The organism is Gillisella vitis (genome assembly GCF_021559775.1).
Classification (GTDB): domain Bacteria; phylum Pseudomonadota; class Alphaproteobacteria; order Rhizobiales; family Rhizobiaceae; genus Allorhizobium; species Allorhizobium ampelinum.
The window spans coordinates 2,352,835-2,379,180 of the sequence record NZ_CP056047.1 but is presented as its reverse complement, the minus strand read 5'-3'; the positions used below and the strand labels follow the sequence as shown (position 1 = coordinate 2,379,180).

Below are 26,346 nucleotides of genomic sequence, written 5' to 3'. Positions count from 1 at the left end.
GTTGCCCGCCAGAGGTCGCATGTTCTTGAGGTGAGATTGACCGGACCCGTGTCCGGTCAGCTTTTAGAGGCATCACGAATGGCGTCTGCCTTCGCCTCTTCCAGCTTGATGGCCTCGTCATACCACCAGCCGAATTCTGATTCCGTCATGCCATTCAGATCGTCATGCGTCCAGCCCTTTTCAATCATGAAGAGGTGCTGGACGGGCAACGACAATATCAGGCCGCTTTCTCCTTTCCCTCATCTTCGTCCTCACCGAAGACCTCATTGATCAGCGCCAGCGTGTCACTGGCTGGAACCAGTTCGGCGAGATCCGTGACGGTCAGCTTTTCGCCGTCGAACAGCACCGCCTCGCAGATGAAGGCGGCCTGCGCTTTCGAGGTGTCACCCTTGGCGATCCGTTGCGCCCGCATCCAGAGGCCGTGATTGATGAAATTGGGGACGCTGGCGGTCACGTCGCATTCCTTCAAGGGGAAATCGTAAGAGCCGAATTTCGCGGCTTTGTTGGCCAACAGCTTGGCGCGGACGCCCTTGAATTCGGTAGCGGTGTCTTTGTCGCTCATGGGATTAATCCTCGGTGTGCGTTAGAAATTTGAGGCTGAAGGTGGAAAAGGCTGGCCGCTACTTCGGCCAGACATCCTCGCCGTTGACGCGGTAGATGTTGTTCCAGGCATCAAATTCGATGATCGGCGTTTCGCCGCCATAGACCGACTGTTTGAAGCTGGTGATGGAAATGTCATGCTCCTGGGCAAGGTTCTCGCCTAGCTTGGCGGTGCGCCCACCGGTCTTCATCATCTGAAACCCGATATGGGTGATCAGTGTGTGAGACTGATCGGAGTTGAGGCCATCCGCGTCGAAAATATCGACATACGAATGAATTTGTATCTTGTGGGTCTTGGTCGGGTTCATGATCGACCTCGACACTTCCTCGTCCAGCCATTCGAAGCTGATCTTGCCTTCAATGGCCTCCACCGGGCGGCCCGGCAGTTTGAGGACGCCGATCTGCCCCAGCGTTTTGTGCTCGATCTCGGTATGAGCGATCTCGCCCATATCCAGTTCGGCGACCCGACCGCAAACATCGACCTCGTTGATGTAGCAGTCGGCCTGGGTAATTTGTCCGGTTTTACGCGCCATGGTGTTTGTCCCTCTTATGCGGCCAGCGACAGGGCATCGGCGATGAACTTTGTATCGACGTAACTATCGACGGTGATCCGTTCCATCACGGCAATCGGGTGGCATTCGAACTTGTAGAAGAACCGCCCATCGGCAATCTGGGCCGCCGTGTTCTTCGCGGTATCGAAGCGGAAGCTTGCGCCGTAGAAAACGCCATCGGCGAGCTTGGAGCGCAGATAGGAGTTCACCCCTTCCTCGACCGCTTCGATGTTGGCGCGGGTGCCGATCTTGTCCACGTAGTTCATGAGGTAGAAGATGACGGACTCATGGGTCATGTCCAGGATGCGGCGGGCATGGATGAAGTTCTCGGCATGCGACGAGGAGGGATAAGCTGCCGAACGGTTGCCAAACGTTCGGAACCCGGTCGCAAACGAGCGCATGGCGGTGACGATACCCACTTCGTTGAGGAAATTGGTGTCGTTCTGGTAGTCGGACGGATAGAAATTGATCGCCGTTTCCAGATCGACCACGCCCTTGATCTCCCGGTTCGATGGGCTGTGGTGCCAGCCTTCATCGAGATCCGTGGCGATGATAACGCCAGCCAGCCGCGACGACAGCGGGTCCAGTCGGGTTTCCGCTGCCCCGGTCGTGTCTTCAATGACGACATGCGGATAGGTCAGGATCACGCGGGGGCTGGACGTATTCGCCATGCCGGTGGTCCCGCGTGTTTCCGCCGCCTGTTGTTTGGTCAGGCCAAGTGGCAGGTCGGCGATTGCCATCGCGTTGAGGCGGGAGGCCACCACATCCATTTCGGAGCGCACCACGGCAGATGGCGAATAGCCAGGCGCAATGATGATTTTCGGAAAATAGCCGAGGGTGTTGTAGCATTCGTATGCGCCGGAAAAGCCCCTGGCGACACCAGCAGCAGAAATGCCGCCATTGATTTCCTGCACCGTCACCGCTGCCGGATCGGGCGTCGTGCCTGATTTGTGCGTGTCCGGATCGAAGACATTGTTGACGATGATCGTGCCGCCGTCGCCCTGGTCAAAGATGGCGTCCAGTGCTGCGGGAATGGTATAGCCCGCGACGTGTTCGCCGAAGGCCGCAGCCGCTTCGGTGCGGGTGCGGATGACAACCCGCTTGTTGATGTATTCGGCGCGCTTTGCCGCCGTGTCATGGATGAGGTGGATTGGGGCCGTGCCGTTGACATAGGTGACGGCGGATTTGACGTCGCGGACGACCGACACGCCGTCCTTATGTTCTACGACCTCCGGGCCGTGGTGAAACGTTGCGGCCATGATCAGGCTCCTTCCGAACCGGCATCGGCAACGGCAGGCGCGGCTTCGGCCTTAACGGTCTCGGCCACCAGTAGCTTTCGCTCGATGAGATTGGTGACGATGGGGTGATCCTCCGGCAGGTCGCGGTAGGACGTGCCAGGAAACAGCATCCGGCTCTCGCCCTCGATGTCGAGCGGCGTGACCGGGCCGGAGTAGAGATAGGACTGTCTTGTGGGTGTCTTTGCCATATCCTCGGCTTTCTTCAGGGGGTGGAAATGCTGGCTTCAGGGGGTAGAAAATGCCGGGCGCATGAACGGCGCGGGGGTCTGGTAGTTTCGGGCAACGGCGGGGATCGGCAGGGACACGCGGATTTCCCATCGCCAGACGCCGTCTTTTTCCTCGTCCAATTGGTCGCGGGTAAGCATGGCAGGACCGGCCCCGGCAAAGGCCCGGCCTTGGATGGCAAGGCGAATGTCCTCAAGGTGGGCATAAGCCCCGCCTTCGCCGCGCAAAGATCGGACCAGCAGCACCAGAGAAAATTCCATGGCGCGGGCTTGGGTGGTGTTGGCTGGCCCCTTGGCGGGCGCAAAGCGTGACCCGGCATAGTGGATGAGCAAAGCGGCGGGCAGTCCGCTGAAATCGTAGAGCGCCGGATCGTTCGGGAAGGCCTCGACCTTGCATTGGCCGGAAACGCTAACCTTCAGCTCGTTAAGCAGCGCATCCTCTACCTGCTCAATGACGGTTGCGGGCCGGGCCGTAATCAGTGCATCTGTCATGGCCGCCACCCGTAAAGCATCGAGCGAACCGGCGACGGCGGCACAATGGCCTGCGAACTGACGGACCCGGCCTCGCCATTGGTGGGTAGGCCTGCAATCGGCAGCTCGAACTTTCCGGTCGCGACGGCCTTGATATTGGCCATGGCAGCGTCGTGCCGATCTCTAACGGTGTCCGCGACTTGGCCTTGACCGCCCGACTTATCCCGCAGGCGGTAGCGCGCCACATCGGCAATCAGGCCCTTGATGACGGGGGCCGTTACCTCCGGCGTCAGCGTCTCGATAACGGGATAGCGGGCGCGGGCATAACCGACAAAAATATCCTCGGCCCAGATGATGGCGGCCTCAATCTTGGTTACGTCCAGGCTGCGGCCAGCTGGGTCATTGAGGTTGCCGATGCCCGCGATCTGCGAGACTTCGGCAAGCCCGAATGCTGCTGTAAAGTCATCAACCGTTAGAAATCGCGTCATGGTGAGTGAGATCCAGTTTCGAAAGAAGAGCGGGGCGGCTGGGGCCACCCGCCCCGCTCAAAAGGTCCGGCTTGGAAGTTTTAAGGACGGACCTTATTTCGTGGCCTTGGCAGGCTTGGCGGCGGGCTTGTTCTCCGCGCCTTCGGTGGCGGCATCGGCGGCGGGCGAAGCCTGCGCAGGAGCAAGCAGCTTTTCCAGTTCGGCGATACGGGCGTATGCCTTGCCCAAACGGGTAATCGCATCCGCCAGATCGGCGGTGAGGTCCTCGGTTTCCTGATCCAATTCGGCAATCCGACGTTGGGCGGTGGCAAGCTCTCCTTGCGCGACTGTCAGTTTCTCAAGTGCTTTCGCGCTCTCCAGATCCAGCTCGACAATGCGGACCTGCGCCGCCTCCATTTCTTCGGTTGCCTTTGCCACCTGCAAGGCAACCTCGGCATCAACTGCCGCCTTAAAATCCGACGTGAGTGGCGTGTCTTGCACCGCCTCGGCCAACGACTTCGCCAGTTCGGGATTAATGACGCCTGAGGCCGCAAGCTGAAGGGCAAGCGTTGTGCTGACGGCGATGGTGGCCCCGGCAGGCTTACGTTGCCCGTCGATCTTGGCGGGACCGGTTAGGGTGACGGAAACGAGATCGCTCATTTCGACCCCGCATTCTGGAAGAGAAATCCACCTTCAGCTCCGGTCAGAATGGGACGGCGCTCAACCGTGGTCGGATAGACCCACGACTTGATAGGCCGCTCATAATAGGGCTGTTCGACCTGCGGATAGCCGGTCAGCTCATAGGTGTAAGCAAAGGACGGCACCTGAAAATTGTCGCCCGCTTCCGGGACATAGGCGAGGATCGCATCATCGCCCCAGACGTCATTGGCGAGAGCCGCATCGTCGGCGGTCTCCGGCAGATAGACCGCCGCGCCGATCACCACTTTCTTGACGTCGAAATAGGCGGCCAGCATGTCGGTGGAAATGCTGTCTTTCGAGGTATATTTAAACTGCTCCTTGATCTTGGGATGGCCCTTGAGGGCATTTCCAGCATTGGGACCAAGCGTGAGTGTGTTGGGATAGCGACCAATCGAGCGGCGGATCATCTCCTTGGCTTCGTCCAGATCTGCCTTCGGATCGCTGTCGGGATCGGTCCAGCGATCCGCGCCGGTCAGCACCATCTTGTGGTTGGCGTCATAGTTGGCCGGGTCGCGGGCAATGCGTCCACTATCGATCTCAAGATTGAGGTCGAGGACATCCAGCACCATATTGACCGCACCCGCGCCGAGATCGATGCCCGGCACTGTCTCGGCTTCCTGTTGGTGTTCGGTCGGCACGATGCCTTCAAGTGAGTCCTGCACCAGCGAGACCGGGTCCGCCGCATAGCCATATTGCACCCGCTTGGTAGCGGAGCCAGGCGCACGGCGAGTGTTGAGCTTGCGGAATGCCTCCTTGCCAAACTTGATGACCAGCATGGAACGGTTGGGGATCGAAACACGCGGAAACAGCGCGCTGGCGATGAAGGTGGAGTTGCGGTAGCCACGGGCATGGGTGGACAGGATCGGATTGACGACAGCAGCCGTCCGCTGGTTGAGAGCGCGAGTGGTCATGTGCGGTGGTCCTTAACGGATGAGGATGGTGACGAATTCGCCATCGGCTGCGGCGGTTAGCGCCACGGCAAACGAATTGGCGGCATTGGCGGGCGCGGCTTTGACACCACCGGCAGCGGCAGAGATCAGCTTTGTCCCTTTGGTGACGACGCCACGGGCGCGGACCCGGCCCGTGCCGATCAGCATGACGGCGACATCGAGGCCGATCTCGGTGGCCGGATGATGGGCCATGCCCTTTACCGGCGCGTCGTCGGTCGTCACCTTGCCGTCATTGTAGTCGATCAGGTCATAGGCATCGAAAAGTGTGGTGGCGGTTACTGTGTCCGAAAGGACCGACTGAAAAAACTGCATATCCTCGCCCTCCCTCAACCAACCGCCCGCACGGCGTCCATGTAGGACGTGCCGGGATGTTGGCGCTGATAGGCGACCGCCTTGTTGTGCCGCTCAAGACCGGCCTGATCGACCGGCTTACCATCAGCCGCGAATGAGGCGGCGCTCTCGTCAACGCCCGTTTCCGGCATATCCATCGCCCCAAAAGACACGATCTTCGGCTGTGCGGCCAAAAGATCGCGCAGCGCCTGGGCGACCGGAACGGCGGCTTCGCCAGCCGCAAAGGACACGGTCGTTTCACCGGGAACGGCGTTCAAGACGGCAACGAGCTTGTCTTTCAAGGCAGGCAACAGCTTGCAATCGGTAACGAGACCCTCCGCAAACGAGACGTTTTCTGCATGGGCGATTTTCGCCTCACTCTCTTTCAGCCGCGCCTCACGGGCAGCAAAATCGGCTTCGCGGGCGGCGAAGTCGGCATTGGTCTGGACCACAACAGGCTCCTTCTTCTCTGGTGGTTGGGATGCAGGCCGCGCGGCAAAGGCCGGGCGGCTGGCGGGGGGCTGGATTTCGGTTTCAGACAGCCAATCGATCTGGAAACCGGGCAGAGCCTTGTCGGCGTCTTCCATGCCGAACTTCTCGATCACGAATTCACGGATGCTGCGAAACAGGCTGGCAGCCTCTTCAAAGCCGCGCTCTCCGAAATCAGCGCTGACGGTGACGCTGCCTTCAGGGGCGGAAAACTGGACGTTCTTCAGGCCAGATACCGCCGGAGCCGCGCCGCCGAGAAAACCGATGTGGCGCGGATACCATGTGCCGGGAACAGGATTGGCCGAGGCTTCGGGCCGGAAGAATGACAGGCTGACTTTCTTATAGCGCCCGGCCTTCACGGCTTCCGAGAACGCCGGATCGATCTCACCCACCGTCGCATAAAGCCGTTGGCTGCTTGCGTCATAGTCGAAGCTTTGCGCCCAGCCGTAAGCAGGGGCGTCCGTGGCCGGATGACCGACGACAACAGGAACAGGGGCGGTATCAGGATCGTAAGCATCCGCCGCCGCCTTCAGGTCAGCGGCGCTATAGGTAATCGACGTGCCTTCCATCGGCGTGAATGTGCCGGGCCGGAAAACTTCGATGCGGGCGGTCTGGGAAGCGGTGGTCATGTCTGCTCCAAAATCTCTATGGAGCGACCATGCCTGAGGCCGAAAAACAAAATGACCGGACATGGGTCCGGTCAGTCATCAATGGGTTACAGCGCCAACATGCGGCACTCGGAGAGAAGTTTCAAGCCCGCATTGCAATTGTGGTGCAGCGATGCAGGCTGGATGGGGCCTTAGTCCGTTTCTAACGGGGGTCTAACGGACGTTCTCAACATATTAGCGGTGTTCATGCCGCTACCCAAACAGTCGATCAATGATGAACCTCCATGGCTGAAATCAGAAATTGTATGATCAGGGCGCTTACAGCGTCTTGGCAAGCTAAGTCTAATCGATCACGTTGACTGTAGATGAGGAAACATTGAGGGGATAAAAATATGCCACCAATTAGAACAGACCAATTGCCCTCCGCGACCCGTATTTTTGTAGATCGGGAAGAGCCACAGAAAATCTTTGAGGATGCCGCGTTTGCTATCCCAGATTACAGTGTAATCATCCGGGTATTCTATGGCGCTGGCGGGCAAGGTAAAACAGCCCTTTGCCGAGAACTGATGCGCAAAACGGATCGTGCAGTTGAGCCTTCCTACAGTTTTCTGCGACGTGCCTGTCTTGATCTTCATGGCAAACCAAAAACAGATCCAGATCTCTTATTGGTGTGGATCCGGAATGAATTCGCAAAGGCTGGATTGAGTTTGCCCTGTTTCGATCTGGCATTGGCGCTGGTTTGGGAAGGAACGCGAGGCGAGCAGCCTTTTCCTTCTCTCGTCAGTCCTTGGCTTGGGCGCTCTAGCAAAGCCGCTGAAGGTACAGTCGATGAAGTCACAAATTGGTTGGGAAGCGACACTGCGAAGGAGCTTGTTGGCGAAGCAATTAGTGAAATCCCCGGCCTTGGATTTGTGTTCAGGCGGATTGGAAAATGGACAATTGAAAAGGGAAAGAAGATCTATCTCGAGCAAACGCGTGAATATCTTCAAAGGCTCTACAGAGATGGCAACCTGCTTCCCGCGTTTGAGCTCTCAAAGCTGTTGCCGTGGATGTTGGCACAAGACTTGAACCATCATCTTAAGGAGAATCCGAAAGACCGCTTTGTTTTGTTTATGGATGAATATGAGCGGGTGTTCGATCAAGGTGGTGCGGGCGCGGTTTGGACAGATAGCCCCTTTGATCGTCATGTTAGAGATTTTCTCAAGGAGACAAACGGCCTACTAGCTGTGTTCTTCTCAAGGGAGAGCCTGCCTTGGGCGAAAGAAGCAGACTGGCAAGATGATTTGTTGAATAATCAACATTCGTTGAGTGGCCTTGCTGATAAAGATGCCGACACCTTTCTCAAAGCAATCCCGATTGACGATGAGCACATCCGAACGGCTATCATTGAAGGTGCGCGTGAGACCTCAGGCGCAAGCGCGCCTGTCTATCCCCTTATGCTTGATTTGCAGGTTGAACACTGGCGCGCATTATCTGCCAAGAACATGGCTTTGCCTGAAAGTTTTGTCGTTTCTGCAGAAACATTTGAAGGCCGCTGTAGGGAGATCGTTGGGCGTGTTCTTCGTGATTACGATGCTGGGATTCAGACCACTCTTGAACGCCTTTCGGTGGCCAAACGTTTTGACAGAGCCGCCTTTGATTTGGTCGTCACCAAGTTTGGCACAGCAGTGCCGCTCGATAGTTTTGATCAAATAATGGAACTATCATTCGTCGCTCAGTCATCGGATGGCTTTTTGAGCTTTCATAAAGTTATTGCCAGCGTAATTGAGCAAATATTGACCGATGAGAAGAGAACTTCTTCCATTGACGCACTGTTCCAGCATTATTGGGAAAGGGCTAGAGTTGAAACACATTTCGAGCTTAACGCCGGTAAAGTTACAGCTTTGTTTGAAGCTGCTCATCTCAAGCAGAAGCAGGGCCCTTCAGATTATGTAAGTTGGCTGTATGTCGCGACAAAACCATTACAGGACGCGGCGCTTTTTGAGCCCTGTAAGACCCTTTGGCTTGAAGCCTTAGCAGTTTCTGAAAGCGCTAATGACTCGGAACATTCAAATATCATTGCAATTCTTGGTAATTTAGCAACTGTTTTGCATGCCATGGGCGACTACATCGCTGCGAAGCTACTGCTTGAACGAGCAGTAGCCATTGCTGAAAAGGCTCCCGAAACCCAGGGCTTTAACACTTGCGCAATATTTAACAGTTTCGCCCGCTTGATGCAGGATATGGGTAATTATGCCGTTGCGGGGTCTATGTTCGAGCGAGCCCTCGCGATCAGCGAAAATGTAAATGGACGGGATCACTCTCAGACTGCAACAATACTCAACAATTATGCGAGCCTTTTGCAGGTAACTGGCAGCTACGCTTCCGCAAAGACGATGTTTGAGCGAGCCCTAGACATCGGTATAAAGTCGGAAGGATCTGAACATCCTAACACAGGAAAAAAACTCAACAATCTCGCTGGCGTATTTCGTAATTTGGGTGACTTTTCGGCAGCAAAATCACTCTATGAGCGCGCACTGGCAATTAGCGAGAAGGCAGAAGGCGAAGAGCACCCGTCCACAGGAGTTAATCTTAACAATCTAGCGCAAATTTTTCAGGCTATGGGAGACAATCCCGCCGCAAAACCACTGCTTGAACGAGCCCTCGTTATTAGCGAGAAAATGGTGGGACCAGACCATCCAAGCACTGGCGAGTGTCTTAATTCGCTAGCAAACGTGCTTCATGATATGGGCGAATATGCTGCAGCAAAGCCGCTCTATGTGCGTTCACTCGACATCATCGAGAAAGTACACGGGCCGGATCACCCATTGACTAGCATGGTTATCAACAATTTCGCGGGACTGCTCGTAGCCAATGGTGATTATGTCTCTGCTAAGCTGATGTATGAGCGCGCCCTCACTATCAGCGAAAATGTAAACGGGCAGGAGCACCGATTGACCTGCGCATGCCTTAACAATTTGTCTGGTGTGTTGGTAGCCGGGGGTGACTATGTTGCTGCAAAGCAAATGTCTCACCGCGCCCTTCACATCAGCGAAAAGGTTGAAGGGCCTCGGCACCCATCTACTGGTGTATGCCTGTGCAACCTTGCTGGGGTATTCATGGCCGTATGTGACTTTGCCGCAGCAAAGCCACTTTTAAAGGACGCGCTGGAAATATTTGAGCAAAGTTTGGGTCCGACACACCCTTCTTCGGTGCAAGCTCGCAAAATACTTGCAGACCTTCCCTAATATATTTTTTGGAAATGCAGGTTCTTAAAGCATGTCGATTGAAAAGAGCTTCTATCGGTTTTAGGTTGGCGACGAAAGGATCACTCCACCGCTAACCACTCTTCCGCAATCGCAACCACCTCATCCTCATCGGCTGCTGACAGCCCCAGATAAGGTCGCGCCGGAATATTGACCTTATTGCCCCTCCCAGCATCCCCGCCAAACTGGTGAATGGCGGCGTAAATCAGGCTTGAACCGATCCGCACATCGGTATCGCTGGCTTGCATGTTGATAGAATTCGCCAGATCACCGGAGGCCCTCAAAATTGCGGTAGGGGCGTGGCCGTATTTTTTCTCACGCTGATCACGGGTGGCTTGCGATAAGGTTTTCCAACGCGAACCATCCGGCGCGCTTTCGTTCTCGAAATTATCCTTGACCGAATTCAGCAAATGTTCGCCGACGTTTTTATAAAAGCCTGCCGGGCGCTGCATCTTGCCGATCAGTTCGGCAAGCTTTTCGCGCATGTCGGCGTCGTCAATGGTCGCCTTGTAGCTGATACCGGTCATCTCGACTTTTCCTTGTAGTGGGCGTATATTTATTTTTGTCAGCGGACGAGACCGGCGATGGTCACGCCAGTCCGTTGACGCAAAGGCCGGATCGCTCCCGGCCTTTTTATTTTTCCGGGCGCTTGTAGATCAGCTTGCCGACGCGCCGCTTTTGAAGAGCAATAAAATCTGCCTCTCCCTTTTTGTCGGTGAAGTCGAAGCTGGTTATAGCCTCCCAACCTCGTTCGCCAATCTCGAATACGATCTGAATGGCGGTTTTCGGATCGACACGGATGTAACGGCGGTCCACCACGAGGTCGCCGCTTTCCACCTTGCGGGCCACACCCATCCAGATCTCGTCAGGGTCAATCAACGCCTCGGCCATCATCGACATAACGCGGTGGCGATTGCGTTTCAGCGCCTTGAATGCGCCTTCGCGGTTTCGAAACAGCAGATCGGAAACAGGGATACGGTTGCCCGCCGCGTCTTCGAACAGCACGGCTTTGCCAATGTCAGCGCCAAACGGCTCCAGAAAGGCTCGCACATAGTCCTCCGGGGCAAGCTCATCTTCGAGCGCCTTGGCCTTGAACGGCTTTGCCGCCTTCAGCAGCTCGTCGAGTGGGGCCGCCACGTCGATCTCCACCGCCATGCGCGGATTGTCCAGGACTTCGCGGCCTTGCTCCATCAGGTTCGATGGCGTCAAGCCGCGCTCCCAAAGGTCGCCGGGCTGATAGTCCCAGCCATAACCGACGCCTTGCGGCTGCTCTATCAACTGGCCGGTCAGCGGGTCTTTCATCGGTTCCGTTAGAATTTCGGGTGATGGATCGGGGCCGTCTTTGCCCATACGCTTCAGGTCTCGCAGGGAGCGCGAGCGCACACCGCAGGAACAATGCCAGTCGTTCGGCGGGAAATGGGTCTGCCAGAACGGGTCATCATGCGGGTAGCATTTGCCATGCCATGCCAGATGTTGGGTACGTGGGGTTTTCGGCTTGCGGGTTTCACCGTGGCGATATTCCCAATAGGGGCGCAGCTTCAGCACATCCGGGTCGCGCATCTGCTTGAGCCGCCCGGCCATGTGGCTGGTACGCAGATTGGTTTCAAAGATCACCCGGCTGCGCCAACCACGTTCACCCTTATAGGCCCAGCCGTATTTGGCGACGATCCGGTCAAAGTCCTTCTGGAAATCAGCGAAGCTGGTGCCGTTTTGCATGGCGCTGGCAATGGCGGTCTGAAAATCCGACAGCATGGCGAGATCGGTGGCGCCGGCAATAACAAAGGCGCGGTCGTGGGTGCCGCGCAGGGCATCGGTCCAGGCCTTGGTCGGCTTGCCGCGCTTTTGGGTAAAGAAGTCAATCTGCTCCTTGAACGGCTGGTTGAACACATCAGCGTCGGCAAAGCGGGCGTCATCGTCCTCGCCGTCAGTAAACGCGGCCTCGCGTCCATGAAGGGCCGCCAGCTCCAAGCCATCGCCTAGCAGTTTGCCAAGTGCATCTGGGGTCCATTTTGCGCCAAGGGTGAGAATGGCGCGGGCGGCGTCAGGATAGTCAGACGCGGCTTCAATGGCAGTGCGGATGGTGTTGAGGCGACGGGTGGAAAGGCTGGCGACCAAATCTTCGAGCTGATCCGTCAGATCGCTGACCGGATCGGCGTCATCGGCAAAGCTTGCCGTCAGCTGTCGTTTTTTTTTGAGCCGAGCGGCCCGAACAGGCTGGAGAATGCAGGAGCGTTATCGGGCATTTGCTGTTTTGGCCGCTTGCCTTCCATGAAGGCAAATCGTGCTTCCACCAGCCGATCAATCGTCTGATCCGAGAGACTATGGGTTAGGTCGAACGAGGTAATGAACTCGCGGGCGGTGTCGTCGTCATCAATATTGGCGGCGGTGGCGATGATCTCAACCAGGGCGGCATGTTCGGAGCTTGCTGCCTCAGCCCTGGCCTTGCGCGTTTCAGCCTTGGCCTTTTCGTTAGATGGGCGCACCCGCCAGACACGCGGGACGGCAGCGCCGGGGAAGTTGTACTCGACCAGCCAGCGGATAAGCTGTTCGTTCAACGTGTCCGACAGGTGATCAGCGTCACTGTCCACCAGCAAATCCAGCATCCCGGCATGGGTCTCAGCGGCGGCACGAGAACCGCTAGAACCGATGTCGGTGGTCAGCGTTTCGCCGAGTATGCAGATGGATATCTGCTTGTCCCAATATTCGAGCCATTCCTGATAGCTAACGGAGCCGGACCGCGCCGCCTCCAGAAACTTCACATCCGTCCCGACCGGCACCGTGACGGCAGAGCTGGTGCGGATATTGGCAAGATTGTGCAGCAGCTTTTGTTGCTCGTCGCTCAACATGCCGTAGGGCGTTTGGGCGACAACGGTCGGCCCCGCGAACTTGTCGAGAAAATGTAGCCAGAAGGCTATGCCTTCGCGTTTAAACAGCACAGCCCAAAACAACTGATAGCCCAGGCCGAGACCATACGGATTGTTGCCGACCACGCCGTGGCGGTGGACGATGAATTTCCGCTCCGGCAGCTCTATCCCGTCATTCATGTTCGTCCAGGTGCGCAGCCGTGGCCGACCGTCCTGACCGAACGCAAAACGGCGCTGGTCATGGCTGACGATGCGCTGCGGCTTGATCCGGTTGCCGTCTCTCGCCCAAATGCTCTCCGAAACCGCAAACCCCTTCAGGATCGCGCCGCCAGACAAATCTTCACAGATGCCGTCGAAGGGCATGTCCTTCAGGGTGGCCCGCACGAAATCCGCCGCCGCGACATCAAGAGGTTTGTCAGATGCCTGAACCACCTCCCATTCACGGGCTACCAGATGCTTGTTGCGCTTTGCAAGACAGGCCGAGGCGTGGGTGTCACGCTTGATCTCGTCATATATTTTAAGACCCTTGCCACCGCCGCGCTGGAGGAGCGTGTCGTCGGCGTGTTGCAGCGCGCCGGTATAAAACGGGATTGTAATGTCGTTTTTGACATCGGCAATCAGCGTCCCGGCCTCGCTTGGCAGGTTTTTCCGGGTCTCTGCGGTCGCGGTGTCGGCAAAGCTGGCGCGGGTTTTGCGGTTCTTGCGGCTCACAGTCGGTAGTCTCCATAATTGTCAGAGCCCGCAGCGGCAGCAGTCATCACGCCAGCGCTGGCACCACCGGCCTGCTGGCCACCGGCATAAAGCAGCGTGTTTTGCCACAGCATGTCGAGCGCATCCGGCCCGTCATCGTGGTCGGCATTGGGCCATTGTTGCAACTGGTCAATCAGCGTCTGTTGGGTCTGGTTGAGGCGGATCAGCCCGGCAGCAATCGGCGGCTGGAGCCGCTCAATGCGGAGATCCTTGTCGGCATGTGGCGTGATCGGCACGGCAGAAATCCCGACGCCTTGCTTTGCTGCCTCAACCATCAACGTCGTGCGCAAGAATTCTTGAAACTGTACCGCCTCGACAAACCACAACAGGCAACGATATTCGCGCTGAAGGGCTATAATGTCGGCAATGATCACATCCGGCAGTCGGCGGCGGATCGAGGCTTCCACCACATCCATGGTGCCGGTCAGCCGATTGAACCCACCGATCAGAATGGCGGACGGATCGCGGCCATGACCCTTTTTACCAAGCGACGGATCCAGCGCGCCGAAGAAAATCAGGTCGCTGCGCTTGAGTGTCCAGTAAGTCAAATCCTTGAACGGACTGCCTTCACTGATCGGCTTATTCTGGTATTCCGTCTGGAAACTGTCGTGATCGCTAGCGCGCTCCAACATCAGCCAGACAAGCGGCTGCATCGACGGCCAGTTGACCACGGCCCCGACGTCCATATCCGCCTTGTTGACATCATAGAATGCGCGGGCGGCGTCCTCGCCCTGGTTGTGATAAAACTCTTCGAACCGGTCCCACAGATCCATGCGGTCGGGAAAGCGCATGATGGCCTGAAACTCGGCCACCCGCCAAACCGGCGACTTTGCCGCCCGCACCAGCACGGCGTCATAATGCAAGACGGTGCCAACCCAGACCACATCCATCGAGCCATCGGGCGGGCCAACCTTCAGGGCGGCGCGTTTGATCCATGTTTCCAGCTTCTTGCGCTGCTCTGGGCTTCTTACAGCCTCGTCGTTTTCGAGATCGTCAAAAAACATCAGGTCGGGGCGATAGGGACCATGGCGACGGCCACGCAGCTTTTGCAGCGCGCCAAGCCCCTCAACCCGGATATTGTTGGCGGTGACGATTTCGCCCTCGCGCCAGACGCGGCCCTGGCCGGTCGCCTCCGGAAAGTCATGGGCTAGACGCGGATTGGTTGTCAACTCGGCCTTGATCGCCTCGATCAGCAAAGCCGCCTGAGCATACACGTCGCAGACCTCAAGAATATAACGCTTGTATCCCAGACAGAGGCAATAGAGCGCAAAGCCGAGCGACATATGGGTGGACTTGGATGAGCCGCGCGGTGCAATGAACAGGTCTCTAACGCCTTTGCTTGACGTTAGAATTTGCGGCACACGGGCAAAAATCTCTTCATGGAACCGGCTGTGGTCGCCCTTCACATAATGCGGCAGATAGGTTTCGAGGAAAAACCGAAAGCCGGTCTCCGGGTGCTTTGCCTTCGCAAGCCGTTCCGCCTTGGCCCTGGGATCGGCGGCAAAGGCGGTGACGGACAGGTCCACCCAGCGGGCCAGTTCGTCGGCCATCCGGGCAAGGTTTTCCCGGAAATCCTTTGGGCTAACTGTGGGGCTTAGCTTTGGGCGCTTCATGGAGCAAAGGCCGTGGCAATCCGGTCGCCGAATGGAATGAGGATTTCCTGCACGACGGAGATATGTTGCGGAAACTGTTCCTGCACAAAGGCAATCAGATGCTGGACCACGTCTTGCGCAACGCCAAGCTGTGAGATTTTCGGGGCCAGCTTGCCAGCCGAGGCCGTCACCTTGACCATGGCATCGCCCAACGCAACCATGTGCTTGATCTTCTGATCAAGGGTCAACTGTTCGGTCTTGACCTCTTCCAGCAAGGCTTGCGCCATCAACACAAAGTCCTCGACCACGGATGAAACGACCGTGTCGATACCTTCGCCCGCAATCACCGACGCAGACCGGGCCATGTCCCAATCATCACCGGCTTCCTTGGCGGCTTTCTTCCAACGGCCAAAGGTCGCGGCGCTGATATTGAGCGTCATGGAAATGGTGGCCGCTGACATACGCCGGTAGACATAATCGGCGCGGGCCTTGCGGCGGGTGTCCTGGTCATTGGCCATTTTTGCCACCACCCTTTCCAAGACCGAGCAAGTCTTTGATCAATTGCGGTGGATTGCTGGACGCCTGCTTGAGCCACAGGATCAGATTGCGCCCGGTAATGCCGTAGGCAGCAGCGACCGCAAAGCCCCATGAGCCGGGGTTGTCCGCGACACCCGCCAGATCAAGCGTCAGCTCGGTGGCAATGGTGGCAACAAACACCCCCGCAATAATCGAGCCGATGGCCGTAAACAGGTCATGGGAGCGCCAGTCCAGCGCAACGGACAGCACAGCCGCCACGCCCGACGAGGCAAGCGTAGCGACCTTGAGGCCAAAAATGGTTTCGGGGCCGGTCATAGGTTTCCTTGTTGTTGGATGTTACCGCCGTGCAAATCAGCGCGGCGGGCCGGTCTGGGCGGGGCTGATCAGGTTTTGGGGATGGATGACCAATGCGCAGCAATCGGTAGGGCGAGGCTGGCGGTGGGCCATTTAGACAGGATGATGTCCTCAAGCGCCTTGTCGTTAACGCCAAGCTTTTCCAGCGTTTGCGGGTTTTTCTCACGCACATAAAACATGGCATCGGCCACGACAGCCGCCGCCGGAGCGGCAATAGCAGGCAGACCCGCCTTGGTCAGAGCAAAGCGCAAGCCGTTGTCGGCAGCAAAATGCAGGCCGTCCCGCAGCTTGGCTTCGACTTCCAAGCGCTTCGCCGAGTCAGAAATGCCGATCAGTCGAACAAGCCGGGTGATCAACCAAGTGCCGGCCACGCCCAGCACGGTCGCGACAAGCTCAAGAACAGACGGCGTGAGCGCAGACATAAAGCCGGATGCTAACGACGGGGTGTCGTTGGCAGCGAAAGCCGCGATGGCGAGGCAAAACAGAAAGGCGGCGGCGGTCATCAGGAGATTGCAGACGCGCTGATACGGTGGGCGAAGGATCATGATCGGCTCCATGTTTGGACTGAAAAGAAGGAGGTATGAGCGTTGCAATCAGGCCGCTTCCGAGACGGATTGCGGCCAGAACGACCCCAGCGCCGACACGGTTTTCTTCCCAGCAAGACCATCCGTCGTTAAGCCGGTTGCCTTCTGGAAAGCCCGAAGCGCGCCCTCGGTGCCAGGACCGAAATTGCCATCAATGGTCAGATGATAATGACCGGCCTGCGCCAAGGCCCGTTGCAATTGTTCGACGGCTTCACCGGTCATGCCCCGGCGCAGCACTGCAAAGACCTGATTGCCGGACAGCCGGTCGGCAGCAAGAGCGGCCAGCGCCGTCTTGGCCTTGGCAAGATAGGCGGCACGGTCGGCAAGACCATTGCGACCGCCGTTGACGATCTTGGTGACTTTAACCAGGTCATCCGTATCGGCGGCGCGGGTGTTGATGTTGTTGCGCGACCAGAAGAATGCCGCCGCCCAACCGGCCCACGGCCATGTCGCCACCAGTTCCGGCTTGGCTTCGAAATCGGGGCATGTGGGGTCAGTCTTACGCATCCATGTCGTAAAGGCGCGGCAGTTGGCGCGGCCCGTGAGCTGGATCGGTCCACGGCCTTTGTAACGGACGCCATCTCCGGGGCGGACATTGCCCAGATCAGCACGGCCCTCATAGGCAGCCCCGGAGGCATATTCCTCAAGCGTGCAAAAGCCGTCGCTCTCATGCGCGACCTGCGCCAAAAAATGCGCAATCCGTAGAGGCGTGGTGCATTCAATCAGCGTGAGCAATTCCGGCAGCATTTCGCCGAATGCGGCGATAATCGCCCGCTGCGCAGCCGCCTTTTTCGAAGGGGGCGTGGGCGCAATAGCTTTCAGGATGGACGCATCAATGCGGGAAACAAGTGTGGGGGACATTCGGCCTCGCGTTGCAATTTGCAGATGCGAGGACTTTGACGCGATTGCGCGTCAGATATGACCGGACATGCGTCCGGTCAGGAAAACAGGTCGAACTGATCTTCATTTTGCTGTTTATTGGCGACGCGACGCACGTGGCGCTGGCTGACATTCAAGACACTGGCAATCTCGCGTCGGTCCCGACCCTCAGCCTGAAGTCTCAGGACTTCGGATCGGACGCCGGTCTTGCCATTCGGCACGTAAACAATCGCGCCCGCCAAGAAATCACATAGCGCATATCCTGCCTCTTTGCCAAGCGCCGCGATAATCGGGTGATCGTCATTTGGTTTGGACGGGAAGTAAACCTCCTGACCTGGAAATGTAGCCATAAGCCGCAAAGCAGCATGATCGCCCAGAGTTTCAGCCACATCACGCAAGGATCGCGGGACTTTTTTAACCTCAACCAAGCTCTTCATTCGATACTCGCAAATGGCGATTGTCGCGGATGAGGTTCAACTGCTAGACGATTGTCGTCAAAGTTAGGGGTCTGTTTATGAAATTTGTGTTTGCACTCCCGTTCATGGTTACCTTCATTGTGCAACCCGCTATTGCAGCCAACGAATTGCAACAATGGCAGTCGCGTGCACTGAAAGCGATCAAACAGGAAAAAAAAGTGATTGATGCGAAGTGGCGTTCCGCTGAGGACAACGTGATATGGCTTTCGATGCAGTCGGACGGGTCTCCTCGCGACGGATTTGCCCAATATGTCTGCATACTTCTGAAGCATTCTGGAGCTCCGGAAGGCACACTCAAAAGCGTTTGGATTTATGACCCTGTTTCTTACGAAACAGGCGGTTCCGCAATGGGAATAGCAGCCTGCCGTTAGCATTCGGCACCCCGCTTTTCCATGGCTTTCAGCGCGTCGATCACTTTGGTCGCTTTCTCGTAGTCCAGCGTGTCGGGATCGACGGCCACCTTGTTATTGCCGGGGTAAAGGATACCCCGGCAAAATTCACGAAGCGCTGCGCGGGAACCGTTAGAAACCACGCCTAAGCGGTGGCAAGAGTTCCACAGCGCGTGGATGAGGCGGATATAGCGCTTATCGGAAACCGACAGCTTTTGTCTGGCCGATGGCGTGACTTTAAAGCCCTTCTTTTTGAGTTCATCGACAACTGCCAGCTTCTGGCGGTCAGTCATTTTCCGCAATGACTCGGTGCCTGTCACCCGTATAAGCAAAGCACGGTAGGTCACCTCGTCGAGACCGAGCTGGGTTTTCGCAATGTTGATGATGGCGTTGGTGTTCATGCCGCACCCGTCAGCATGTCGGCCACATCATAATCCAGTTCATTCGGATGGCAGTTTGAAACGTGCCGGTCGCCCTCGAACTGGACCTGTACATAATGGCTGTTGCTACCGCTTTCCGGTCGCACAACTCCGAACCGGCCCGTAACCGTGTGCTGGATATGCCGTCCGATGGGTACGTCAACGCCATAGTAATTGCGGATATAGTCATAGCTCATGCCGCAATCGCCAGATCAGTTTTGGCCGTCAAGCGCACTGCCGCGATCTCCGAGGCTGATGGGCATGGGTCTTGAGCGACGATGGACCCCAGACGATCGCTAACGCCAAAGACTGCCCCGCACTGGTAGCGGACCAGTTGCATGTCTTTCTGCTGATCGCTGGTGGGCATGGCTGCCTGTGTGCAAACAGGGCAAAGCCGGGTGGCGCTAAGAGTGGCGTAGAGTGACGACGAAATCATGCTGTTCATGCTGCATCTACCTTTTCTTCTGAAGGGATGGTGACAAAGAATTTCGGGGTGAAAATGTGGGCGTAGACGAATTGCACCGTCATGCCCTCGGCCTGGGCGGCTTGCCAAAATGCATCACGGTGGACGGGATTTACGAAGACCGAGGCGATGGCTTCCGCTTCGGTTGCGCGGTAACTGTGGCCGAGCAACACGCCAGTCGCCGTGCAAAGCGCATAGCCTTGGCTATACGTGCCTGATGTCATCTGGTCGGCCACAGCGCATCCTCACGCATTGGCAAGATCAAGGGCGATACGCACCGCATTACCGCTCTCTTTTTCGACACGGTAAAACCGGGCATGCTCCTTGGACGCCATGACCCGCACCGAGTCGGAGATAATGCCCATGGCCTTCTCCCATTCGCCGGTTTCGTCCACGATCTTGAGACGCTTCAGCCCAAGGATACGGTCGGTGTTGAGCTGGCCTTGCTTGTCCACTTGGAACGCCTGATCAATCAGGGCACGGATATTGTCGTTAGAACCAGCCGACCAGCGGCGAATGCATCCGTCGATAATCTCCTTGGCCACTTCCAGTTCAGGGCCGAAGGTGAGCGTGTCCGACACCTGAATGGTCAAACGTAGGCTGGTATCAACGGTGGAAAGGGTGATGTTGCCTTTCGCTCCACGGCGTTTGACGCCGTATTTATCCGCCAGCAATTCGCGGTAAGCGACAACCTCTTCAAACACTTCACTGCGGAACAAGGCCAAAATCTGGTTAAAGCGAGCGGCCTTGGCCGTTAGGCGGCGCACCAGTTCGTCCTCTTCGATATGTTCGGGCTTGATTGCAGACAGTGCAATCAGCTCCCCTTTGCCTTTATTGACGTAAGGCAGGCCATTGATGATCTCGGTCGGGATGCTGTCGGGAATGTTGATGTCCATGATGTTCCTCATGAGGTTTGATTTTCGGGGTTTTGTTTGCAATTGCGGCAAGCGGCCCAATGCTTGAGCTTGCCAGGATCGTTGGTGGACATGGGAGCGGCGTGATGTTCGGCGCAGGCATCTGCCGAAATCGCTTTACGAAGGTGCGGACACCAGACACGGTGGGCGTAAAGCGCCATGACAGGGCCAGCGATCTTGGCTTGCACCTTGTCGGTCCGGGCGCTGTATTTGCCCGCACACAGCAGAGAGATTGCTGTGCGTGACACGCCGAGTTCCTTGGCAATCGCTGCCTTGGTGCGGCCCGGCTTTTCGGCCTCGGCCCGCAACACATCCATCCAGGCGGGATCGGCCAGGCCCATCAGCTTCATTTGCTGCATGGCACGTCCTCGCAGATGTTGTAATCGTGGAGGGTCTTGGTCTTCGGGCGGTAGACGGGTGCTTTTGCTCCGGTATCCTTCAGAAGCCGAAAACGCTTATGGCCGCTGGACGTTAGCTTGGTGCCGCGCTGGCGAAGGGGTAATTCGACCACGTAACCGGCACTCTTCAGGCGGCGCACATACCACCGGGCATTGTTGTCTGCGTCTTTGTCTTCTGCCGTGGCCGCAACCATCACAATGTCACCAATGGTGAAGTTGCCACCCATGCGAATAGCGGTCCAAACCCGTTGGCGGAATGTGCCGAGTACGGGTTTGCGAACACTCGCCGTGTCGGGCCGGATCGGGCCACCTTTCAGGATCTCGCCACGGGCGGCGGCATCCACGCCCGCAGGCGTCAATTGATAGCAGCCCTTTTCAATGCGCTCGACATAGCCGCGCATGATGAGCCTGAAAGCTCCATCCGAAATCTGCCCCCGGTCCAGCGACAGAGTGGCGTCCAGTTCGTCAATGGTTTTGCATGAACCGTCAGCAAGGCAATGCAGGAGGGTTGTCGGCAATGTGCCGTTTTCAAGCCGCGCCGTCATCACAGCACCTCCGGCACCATGATGGACTGGCCGTTGTGGCGGTCCTTAATGATCGCCATGCCCGCCATGTCGGCCATGCTAACGCCTTGATCGCCGGGCTCCATGCGCAAGCCGAACCGTTCGATATTAGCGATGGCTTCCAGCACTTCTCGGTTGTAGCCTTGGGAGACCTTGAACACGAAACCGGCCAGATCGTCGGCAACCTTGACCTCACAACGCTGGTCGATCAGCGTTTTAACATCGGTAAGGGTTGCCTTTTCGAACCGGACTTTCTGGCTGACACGCGAGGACACCTGCGGGAAGCGGGTCAGGTGATCGTTGACCTTGCCCATGCCGACAAGAATGATCGGCAATTCGATAATGTCGGAAATGTCGCGGACGGTTTCGAGGATGGTTTCCTTCTTGCTGATATGGTCGGCCTCGTCGATGACAAGCGCAAAGTTGCGTCGGGCCATGGCAGCGGCATTGTTGCGCATTGCCAGCTCTTCAATGACCTTCTGGAACTTCTTCTGGAATGAGTGCGGTGGATTGGCGCGAAGCTCTTCCAGCAACTCGTTCATGAACCATGCTGCTGTCCATTCTTTCTTGGCCCGCAGATAAATGGCACCATTGTGTGCGACCCAATGCTTGAGCGTGGTGGTTTTGCCCAAGCCGGGCAGGCCATCGACAACAGCAAGGCAGGCCTCCTGCGCACCGCGCTGCTCAAGGGCGGCAAGGGCAGATTGAAACCGTTTCACGTTGCTGGTCTCGACAAAAACATTCTTCATGCGTATTTTCCTTGGTGTTGACGACTGTCAGGCAGCGGCGCGGATGAGGTTTCGAAGCGCGTCCAGGTCGATGCCTGACAGTCGGAGAAGTTCAATTGAGCCGGGGCGTTGGAGCGCCGATCTCAAGACGCGAACGTGGGTACTGGTGACTTGATCGGGATGTTCGAGCGCCCATGCGGCAAGCTCCTCATCCGTTGCAAAGCCCCGCTTGCGAGGTTGCTCACTCGCTACCGGCAGGCTTTGAGAAATTTCCTGACCATTGCTGACAACCAGCGTCGGGCCTGCGGATACAGGCTCTGGTGTCACGTCGATCATCTGAATTGGCTGTTGTGCCGTGGCCTCCAGATAGCGAGCTGGCGACAATTCGGCATCGACCTCGGCAAGATGGTCGTTAAGACGACGGGCGCGGGATGCAGCGCGCTTCTCGATTGCCGCCCGCTCCATGGTCAGCGGGATGTAACGCTCTTCGTTTCCGGCAAAGACGGCGACGCAGATCAAGCGGCCCATCAGCTCTTCGCCATCGCGGCGCTCGATCTCCCGCACCCAAACCTTGCTGGCATCGTGGATATCGTAACCGACCAGCACGTCATCGCCGTGGAACTCTTCCAATGCCATGTGGAAGTAAGTGTTAGTCAGCCATTCGATCATGGCGCGACGGGTGCGGCGCTTAACGTAAGGCCTGAAAAGGTCGTTCTTCTCATGCTCCAGAACCGGCACGATCTCGAAGCCGGTGGAGGCATGGTATTCCCACATCTGGTTCGGGGACATCTTGCCCGGCAGCGATGAATGCGGCTTGGCATTGTAGGAGGCCACGGCATTGACACAGGCCGTTAGAAACTCCTGCCATGATGGCAGTTTCTTGGAGGCACCAAATTGCTTGATGTCTTTGCGGGTGACTTTGAAAGACTTTTGGCGGGCCTGCCTGTCCATATCCACGCCGATATAGGTCTCGTATTCCTTGGCAAGAGGGTTCCAGACGGAACCATTGAAACGTTCGATAATGCCTCTCGCTTGCGAATTTTGCGGAAAGGAATGCAGCTTGGTAATGCCAAGGCGCTCGGTGATGCCCGTCAGCTCATTGTCCAGCACGTCATTCTTAAAGCCGGGACCACGGTCCACGTAAAAGATTGCCGGAATGCCGTTCTGTTCGCAGGCATAGCGGAGCGCATCGACGACGCCGATGGTGTTTTCGGCAAGGCCAAAGGAAAATCCGACGCAACGGCGCGTGGCCACATCGACAATGCTGGTGATTTCCGGGCGGAACGGCTGGCCGTGGATCGGGTGGGCAATCTCGGCGTCAAAAGTCTTACCATCAGCGGTATAAACGCAGCCGGGTAACAGATCAGCCGTCGAGCGCAGTGTGTACGCCATGCGGCTCTTCAGTGTCAGTGACCCTTCGCGGCCCCGGTGCCTCTCGACATTGCCGAGCCGCGCCATCAAACGCCGCACCTGATCGTAGTTCGGCGGCATGATATGCGCGGGCAACGCTTTGCAGTAATTCTCTAACGCATCCGTCAGGCAAGGCTTTGTCGGCTGTGCATAAAATCGCAGAAACTGCCAAAACCAAGATGGCACCTCCTGCTTTTCCTTGGTCGGCAAGGGGGCCAATGCACCTATGCCGGACGTGTCACGCATCGAAAACCAACGCTGGATCGTCCGCATACTCACATCGGCGCTGTCGTTCCGGTCATTCGCCGCTTTCATCACAGCGTCCGTGATACTTGCTGCCAATGGATCAGCTAAAAATGATTGGATCGCCTGCCGCTGTGACATACCTTCCGCGATCTGGTGCGCCTCGATGGCAGACAGCACTGCTGACCGCGCCGTCATCACCTCGCGCTGGCGGGCCGAAAGAGCGGCGGTGGAGAGCTTTTCGCGCTTTGCCAACTCTTGCGACTTCTTCGCCTGCTGGCTTGCGGCCACCAATTCGCGGGTATGTTCACCATGCAAAGCGGCCTGCAATGCTTCAGGCAAAAGCGAGATATGATATTCAAACCCGCCGCCGCCTTCGCGGCCAGCGCGCTTACGGCAAAGGCTGTCAGGGAGGCTTTTCCAATCATGGCGATCAACGTGATCCTGCACGCCGCGCTTGGTGTTCGGCAGGGCCTTCAGCTTCAGGCGGACCCCAGCATCAGCGATTTCCTGGGCGGTGAGAAAGATCATTTCAACAGCCCCCCAACACGGCCCCGCAGTGCGGCACGTTGACGTTCCAAGTCGGCAAGGCGTTCCTCTGTCTGCCAGAGGCGGATCACCTCCGCATAGCGTGCGGGGACAGCGACAAAGCCAGCAAAATCGCAAATGAAATTCAGCAGCTCATAGCAATCAGTGACATCAACGAGCGCGACGAACCGCTCAAGCGTGATCTTTTGATCGCGGCGCGCTGGTGAGGCGTAGCAATCCAGCATGTTTTCGGTCACTCTTTGGGACAGGTAGTCAGACATTTCCGCCGCGATCTCGGCGCGGGTCCTGCCACTGCGGGCCATAGCCTCGGACAGGACGCGGGAAATCTTCACATCGAGAGTGCCGCCCTTAGAAATCTCCGGCTCAAAAGCCGGCACAACTTCCGGGGGCGTGTAGTCCCGAAAAAGGTCCAGCGTGTGCGGATCGCGGCGCTTCGTCATGGTCAGATGCGACCCCGGCGCTTCAAAGAGGCAATGATGCGTTCTTCATGGTCGGCAACGACTGTGTCCAACTCGTCGTCTTTCAACCCGCCAAAAAACTTGCTCAACGTTGCAATGCTCTTTTGCAATTCGGCCAAGCGGGCATCGATATGCGAGGATGCGACCTGTCCAGCCACAGGAGCGGGCAGCTTTTCCAGCGTCTTATTGACGGCAGCGACCTTCTTTTCGACATGGGTCATCACCCGGCCATTCTCAAGGATGGTCAGCGCGTCCGGCACATTGGTGGCGCGTGGGGGATTGGCAAACAAAAGGTCAAGCACCTTTGCCTGTTGCGCGGGCGTCTGTTCGGCAAGCTGCTTTAGGCCCGCCTGATGATCGGCAAGCCATGTGCCAGCGCACCGTTGGCGCGAGGCAACGGACAGGTCTTTCCAGATTTTAACGGCAATCTCGATGGAGCGGCGGGAAAGCCCGATCTTCTCGGCGGTATCCGCTGCAAACGCAAAGATTTCGTTTGCAGCTCCGTGCTTGGCCATAGCCCCAGCCGTACCGGCTTTGGTTTCTGGGTGCAGTCGTTCGTAGACTTGCTTTAGCTCATACAGGTGGTGGCAACGGTCCAACACCTTCAGCTCGTTCCGCCCAAGGTTCTCCATAACCTCTTCAAGCCGAGCTTCATCATCTGTGGCAGCCTCGGAAATGCGGGCGGGAATGGCTCCGCGTTCCAGCAGTACAAAGGCTGCGTGGCGATGAAGGCCTGTTACAAGGCGCTTGCGCCCTTCAACGATGCGCACGGTGATCGGATTGATTAGGCCCCGTTCGGCAATCATTCCCGCAAGGGCTTCCGCCCAAGCCGAGTCGAGACCACGAGCGCGGTCTGCCGGGATGTCAATTTCCGAAAGCGGCACCTCTAAAGCCACAAGCACGGGAGAAGCTTCCGGAGTGTATAGCTTTTTTTTCTGCGCCGACGCTGGGGTCGCCGTCGTCGCTATATCGAGCGGATTGAAGCTTTCGCCTGCCGTACTCTTTTTCGCTGACACGGGGGCCGTCATGCTGCCACCCGCTTGTCAACAGGAGCGTTAGACTTTTGACTTTCTAACGGTCCGTGTTTCTTGCTATCGTACACACGAGTTTTGGTTTTGGGATATCGGTTAGGCCAGAGGGTTTCGACCTTCTGCCCAATGAAGTCAGCAACGATCTGTTCGTTGACTGAGTTGGGGCGCTTCCAGATGTGGCGAAAGCTGTTCGGATTGCGACCGTTGCGGAGTGCGAGTTGTTCGAGCGTCATGCCACGCTCTTGGATCTCGCAAAGTATCCGCTTCGGGGTCCAATTGATGACACCCATAGCTGTTACTCCTGGCATAAGCGGACGCGGCAACGTCCGCTTTTTGTTGGTGGTTCGGTAACATTTGCGGCCTGCCGAAGCGGGCTGCTAAACACACGGATATTCCCAATTAGGAATTACGTCAATTCCTAATTGGGAATTAAAAGGAGCTTTTGTGTCGGAAGAAGCGACCACCCGCGATCTCGCGTTTCGCGAGCGCATCAAAGCTGCCATTCAGGCTGGCGGGAAGTCGGGGGTTATGTCGGCTAAGACAGGTATTCCTGTCGGCACTCTCAATAAGTACGTGTCTCTGCGATCAGAGCCATCCGCGACTAACGCGCTCAAAATTGCACGAGCCGTAGGACTTACTTTAGAAGAGTTGGTCGAGGGAAAGGCAGATGCCGCAGCTATATCGATGAAGTTAGCGGCCGAGTTTAACCGGCTGCCAGAGCACCGGCAGCCGTTGGTTTATGATATCCTGACGGCGATTATCAATCACGAACTGCATAAATGATAAGTGGTGTAGTCGGGCCATTCACCCGCA

35 protein-coding genes are annotated in these 26,346 nt (G+C 57.1%); 3 read left to right on the top strand and 32 right to left on the bottom strand.

Going from position 1 to position 26,346, the window contains the following annotated elements; genetic code table 11:
• Window positions 1-56: 56 nt before the first annotated feature.
• The 11 genes from AVCG78_RS27205 to AVCG78_RS11175 all read right to left on the bottom strand — a co-directional run bounded on the left by AVCG78_RS27205 (window position 57) and on the right by AVCG78_RS11175 (window position 6,708).
• On the bottom strand, window positions 57-188 hold the full coding sequence (locus tag AVCG78_RS27205) for a hypothetical protein (RefSeq protein WP_267970280.1): 132 nt from the start codon (window positions 186-188) through the stop codon (window positions 57-59).
• A 29-nt stretch (window positions 189-217) separates the two neighbouring features.
• Window positions 218-562: a hypothetical protein gene (locus AVCG78_RS11220; RefSeq protein WP_156601600.1), complete on the bottom strand. Its 345-nt coding sequence runs from the start codon at window positions 560-562 to the stop codon at window positions 218-220.
• Between the two features lie 58 nt (window positions 563-620).
• On the bottom strand, window positions 621-1,133 hold the full coding sequence (locus AVCG78_RS11215) for a phage major tail tube protein (protein ID WP_156537607.1): 513 nt from the start codon (window positions 1,131-1,133) through the stop codon (window positions 621-623).
• Window positions 1,134-1,147: 14 nt separating this feature from the next.
• A complete protein-coding gene (locus AVCG78_RS11210; RefSeq protein WP_156601598.1) occupies window positions 1,148-2,410 on the bottom strand; it encodes a phage tail sheath family protein in 1,263 nt (420 codons plus the stop codon).
• Between the two features lie 2 nt (window positions 2,411-2,412).
• Window positions 2,413-2,637 (bottom strand): hypothetical protein, encoded by a 225-nt coding sequence (locus AVCG78_RS11205; RefSeq protein ID WP_156601596.1) that lies wholly within the window; start codon window positions 2,635-2,637, stop codon window positions 2,413-2,415.
• A gap of 36 nt (window positions 2,638-2,673) precedes the next feature.
• Window positions 2,674-3,165 carry a Gp37 family protein gene (locus AVCG78_RS11200; RefSeq protein ID WP_156601595.1) on the bottom strand — a complete coding sequence of 164 codons (492 nt, stop codon included), beginning with the start codon at window positions 3,163-3,165 and terminating at the stop codon, window positions 2,674-2,676.
• Window positions 3,162-3,632: a phage protein Gp36 family protein gene (locus AVCG78_RS11195; protein ID WP_156601593.1), complete on the bottom strand. Its 471-nt coding sequence runs from the start codon at window positions 3,630-3,632 to the stop codon at window positions 3,162-3,164. Before AVCG78_RS11195 ends, AVCG78_RS11200 begins: the two co-directional genes overlap by 4 nt.
• A 93-nt stretch (window positions 3,633-3,725) precedes the next feature.
• The gene (locus AVCG78_RS11190) at window positions 3,726-4,271 is read right to left on the bottom strand and encodes a hypothetical protein (protein WP_156601591.1); all 546 of its coding nucleotides are present in this window, start codon (window positions 4,269-4,271) and stop codon (window positions 3,726-3,728) included.
• Window positions 4,268-5,221: a major capsid protein gene (locus AVCG78_RS11185; protein ID WP_156537612.1), complete on the bottom strand. Its 954-nt coding sequence runs from the start codon at window positions 5,219-5,221 to the stop codon at window positions 4,268-4,270. The genes AVCG78_RS11190 and AVCG78_RS11185 overlap by 4 nt, the downstream gene beginning before the upstream one ends.
• 12 nt (window positions 5,222-5,233) lie before the next feature.
• Window positions 5,234-5,572, bottom strand: a complete 339-nt coding sequence (locus tag AVCG78_RS11180; RefSeq protein ID WP_156601589.1) for a capsid cement protein — start codon at window positions 5,570-5,572, stop codon at window positions 5,234-5,236.
• 14 nt (window positions 5,573-5,586) lie between these two features.
• Complete coding sequence (locus tag AVCG78_RS11175) at window positions 5,587-6,708, bottom strand: hypothetical protein (protein ID WP_156601587.1); 1,122 nt, start codon at window positions 6,706-6,708, stop codon at window positions 5,587-5,589.
• A gap of 371 nt (window positions 6,709-7,079) precedes the next feature.
• Between AVCG78_RS11175 and AVCG78_RS11170 the strand changes: the two genes are divergently transcribed.
• Window positions 7,080-9,914: a tetratricopeptide repeat protein gene (locus tag AVCG78_RS11170; protein ID WP_156601585.1), complete on the top strand. Its 2,835-nt coding sequence runs from the start codon at window positions 7,080-7,082 to the stop codon at window positions 9,912-9,914.
• Between the two features lie 80 nt (window positions 9,915-9,994).
• On the opposite strand, the gene AVCG78_RS11165 is transcribed toward AVCG78_RS11170, so the two are convergent.
• The 9 genes from AVCG78_RS11165 to AVCG78_RS11125 all read right to left on the bottom strand — a co-directional run bounded on the left by AVCG78_RS11165 (window position 9,995) and on the right by AVCG78_RS11125 (window position 17,929).
• Window positions 9,995-10,459 (bottom strand): phage virion morphogenesis protein, encoded by a 465-nt coding sequence (locus tag AVCG78_RS11165; RefSeq protein ID WP_156601583.1) that lies wholly within the window; start codon window positions 10,457-10,459, stop codon window positions 9,995-9,997.
• Window positions 10,460-10,565: 106 nt separating this feature from the next.
• Entirely contained in the window at window positions 10,566-12,047 is a 1,482-nt protein-coding gene (locus AVCG78_RS11160) for a PBECR2 nuclease fold domain-containing protein (protein ID WP_156601581.1), read from the bottom strand.
• Between the two features lie 59 nt (window positions 12,048-12,106).
• Window positions 12,107-13,507 carry a phage portal protein family protein gene (locus AVCG78_RS11155; RefSeq protein ID WP_174089699.1) on the bottom strand — a complete coding sequence of 467 codons (1,401 nt, stop codon included), beginning with the start codon at window positions 13,505-13,507 and terminating at the stop codon, window positions 12,107-12,109.
• Complete coding sequence (gene terL / locus AVCG78_RS11150; RefSeq protein WP_234902114.1) at window positions 13,504-15,096, bottom strand: phage terminase large subunit; 1,593 nt, start codon at window positions 15,094-15,096, stop codon at window positions 13,504-13,506. The genes AVCG78_RS11155 and terL overlap by 4 nt, the downstream gene beginning before the upstream one ends.
• A 59-nt stretch (window positions 15,097-15,155) precedes the next feature.
• A complete protein-coding gene (locus AVCG78_RS11145; protein WP_070166658.1) occupies window positions 15,156-15,656 on the bottom strand; it encodes a DUF1804 family protein in 501 nt (166 codons plus the stop codon).
• Complete coding sequence (locus AVCG78_RS11140; RefSeq protein WP_070166659.1) at window positions 15,646-15,990, bottom strand: hypothetical protein; 345 nt, start codon at window positions 15,988-15,990, stop codon at window positions 15,646-15,648. Before AVCG78_RS11140 ends, AVCG78_RS11145 begins: the two co-directional genes overlap by 11 nt.
• 68 nt (window positions 15,991-16,058) lie before the next feature.
• On the bottom strand, window positions 16,059-16,574 hold the full coding sequence (locus AVCG78_RS11135) for a hypothetical protein (RefSeq protein WP_156601578.1): 516 nt from the start codon (window positions 16,572-16,574) through the stop codon (window positions 16,059-16,061).
• 48 nt (window positions 16,575-16,622) lie between these two features.
• On the bottom strand, window positions 16,623-17,474 hold the full coding sequence (locus AVCG78_RS11130; RefSeq protein WP_156601576.1) for a peptidoglycan-binding protein: 852 nt from the start codon (window positions 17,472-17,474) through the stop codon (window positions 16,623-16,625).
• Between the two features lie 77 nt (window positions 17,475-17,551).
• On the bottom strand, window positions 17,552-17,929 hold the full coding sequence (locus AVCG78_RS11125; protein ID WP_156601574.1) for a hypothetical protein: 378 nt from the start codon (window positions 17,927-17,929) through the stop codon (window positions 17,552-17,554).
• Between the two features lie 77 nt (window positions 17,930-18,006).
• Between AVCG78_RS11125 and AVCG78_RS11120 the strand changes: the two genes are divergently transcribed.
• Complete coding sequence (locus AVCG78_RS11120; protein WP_156537620.1) at window positions 18,007-18,339, top strand: hypothetical protein; 333 nt, start codon at window positions 18,007-18,009, stop codon at window positions 18,337-18,339.
• On the opposite strand, the gene AVCG78_RS11115 is transcribed toward AVCG78_RS11120, so the two are convergent.
• From AVCG78_RS11115 to AVCG78_RS11060, 12 genes are all read right to left on the bottom strand, one after another.
• Complete coding sequence (locus tag AVCG78_RS11115; RefSeq protein WP_156601572.1) at window positions 18,336-18,758, bottom strand: regulatory protein GemA; 423 nt, start codon at window positions 18,756-18,758, stop codon at window positions 18,336-18,338. The genes AVCG78_RS11120 and AVCG78_RS11115 overlap by 4 nt on opposite strands.
• Window positions 18,755-18,973 (bottom strand): hypothetical protein, encoded by a 219-nt coding sequence (locus tag AVCG78_RS11110; RefSeq protein WP_156601570.1) that lies wholly within the window; start codon window positions 18,971-18,973, stop codon window positions 18,755-18,757. Before AVCG78_RS11110 ends, AVCG78_RS11115 begins: the two co-directional genes overlap by 4 nt.
• Window positions 18,970-19,221, bottom strand: coding sequence for a hypothetical protein (locus AVCG78_RS11105; protein ID WP_156601568.1), 252 nt, complete (start codon window positions 19,219-19,221; stop codon window positions 18,970-18,972). Before AVCG78_RS11105 ends, AVCG78_RS11110 begins: the two co-directional genes overlap by 4 nt.
• Window positions 19,218-19,475: a hypothetical protein gene (locus AVCG78_RS11100; protein WP_234902113.1), complete on the bottom strand. Its 258-nt coding sequence runs from the start codon at window positions 19,473-19,475 to the stop codon at window positions 19,218-19,220. The genes AVCG78_RS11105 and AVCG78_RS11100 overlap by 4 nt, the downstream gene beginning before the upstream one ends.
• 9 nt (window positions 19,476-19,484) lie before the next feature.
• A complete protein-coding gene (locus AVCG78_RS11095; protein WP_174089698.1) occupies window positions 19,485-20,135 on the bottom strand; it encodes a DUF3164 family protein in 651 nt (216 codons plus the stop codon).
• 8 nt (window positions 20,136-20,143) lie between these two features.
• The gene (locus AVCG78_RS11090; protein ID WP_234902112.1) at window positions 20,144-20,512 is read right to left on the bottom strand and encodes a helix-turn-helix domain-containing protein; all 369 of its coding nucleotides are present in this window, start codon (window positions 20,510-20,512) and stop codon (window positions 20,144-20,146) included.
• Window positions 20,500-21,096, bottom strand: coding sequence for a hypothetical protein (locus AVCG78_RS11085; RefSeq protein ID WP_156601564.1), 597 nt, complete (start codon window positions 21,094-21,096; stop codon window positions 20,500-20,502). Before AVCG78_RS11085 ends, AVCG78_RS11090 begins: the two co-directional genes overlap by 13 nt.
• Entirely contained in the window at window positions 21,096-21,863 is a 768-nt protein-coding gene (locus tag AVCG78_RS11080) for an AAA family ATPase (RefSeq protein ID WP_070166667.1), read from the bottom strand. Before AVCG78_RS11080 ends, AVCG78_RS11085 begins: the two co-directional genes overlap by 1 nt.
• Before the next feature lie 27 nt (window positions 21,864-21,890).
• Window positions 21,891-24,026 (bottom strand): Mu transposase C-terminal domain-containing protein, encoded by a 2,136-nt coding sequence (locus AVCG78_RS11075; protein ID WP_156601562.1) that lies wholly within the window; start codon window positions 24,024-24,026, stop codon window positions 21,891-21,893.
• Complete coding sequence (locus AVCG78_RS11070; protein ID WP_156601561.1) at window positions 24,023-24,484, bottom strand: hypothetical protein; 462 nt, start codon at window positions 24,482-24,484, stop codon at window positions 24,023-24,025. The genes AVCG78_RS11075 and AVCG78_RS11070 overlap by 4 nt, the downstream gene beginning before the upstream one ends.
• 2 nt (window positions 24,485-24,486) lie before the next feature.
• Entirely contained in the window at window positions 24,487-25,404 is a 918-nt protein-coding gene (locus tag AVCG78_RS11065; protein WP_235694952.1) for a ParB N-terminal domain-containing protein, read from the bottom strand.
• A 122-nt stretch (window positions 25,405-25,526) separates the two neighbouring features.
• Window positions 25,527-25,823, bottom strand: coding sequence for a helix-turn-helix domain-containing protein (locus AVCG78_RS11060; protein WP_156601557.1), 297 nt, complete (start codon window positions 25,821-25,823; stop codon window positions 25,527-25,529).
• Window positions 25,824-25,977: 154 nt separating this feature from the next.
• Here AVCG78_RS11060 and AVCG78_RS11055 point away from each other — a divergent pair, with 154 nt between their 5' ends.
• Window positions 25,978-26,316, top strand: a complete 339-nt coding sequence (locus AVCG78_RS11055) for a helix-turn-helix domain-containing protein (protein WP_156601555.1) — start codon at window positions 25,978-25,980, stop codon at window positions 26,314-26,316.
• Window positions 26,317-26,346 lie beyond the last annotated feature (30 nt).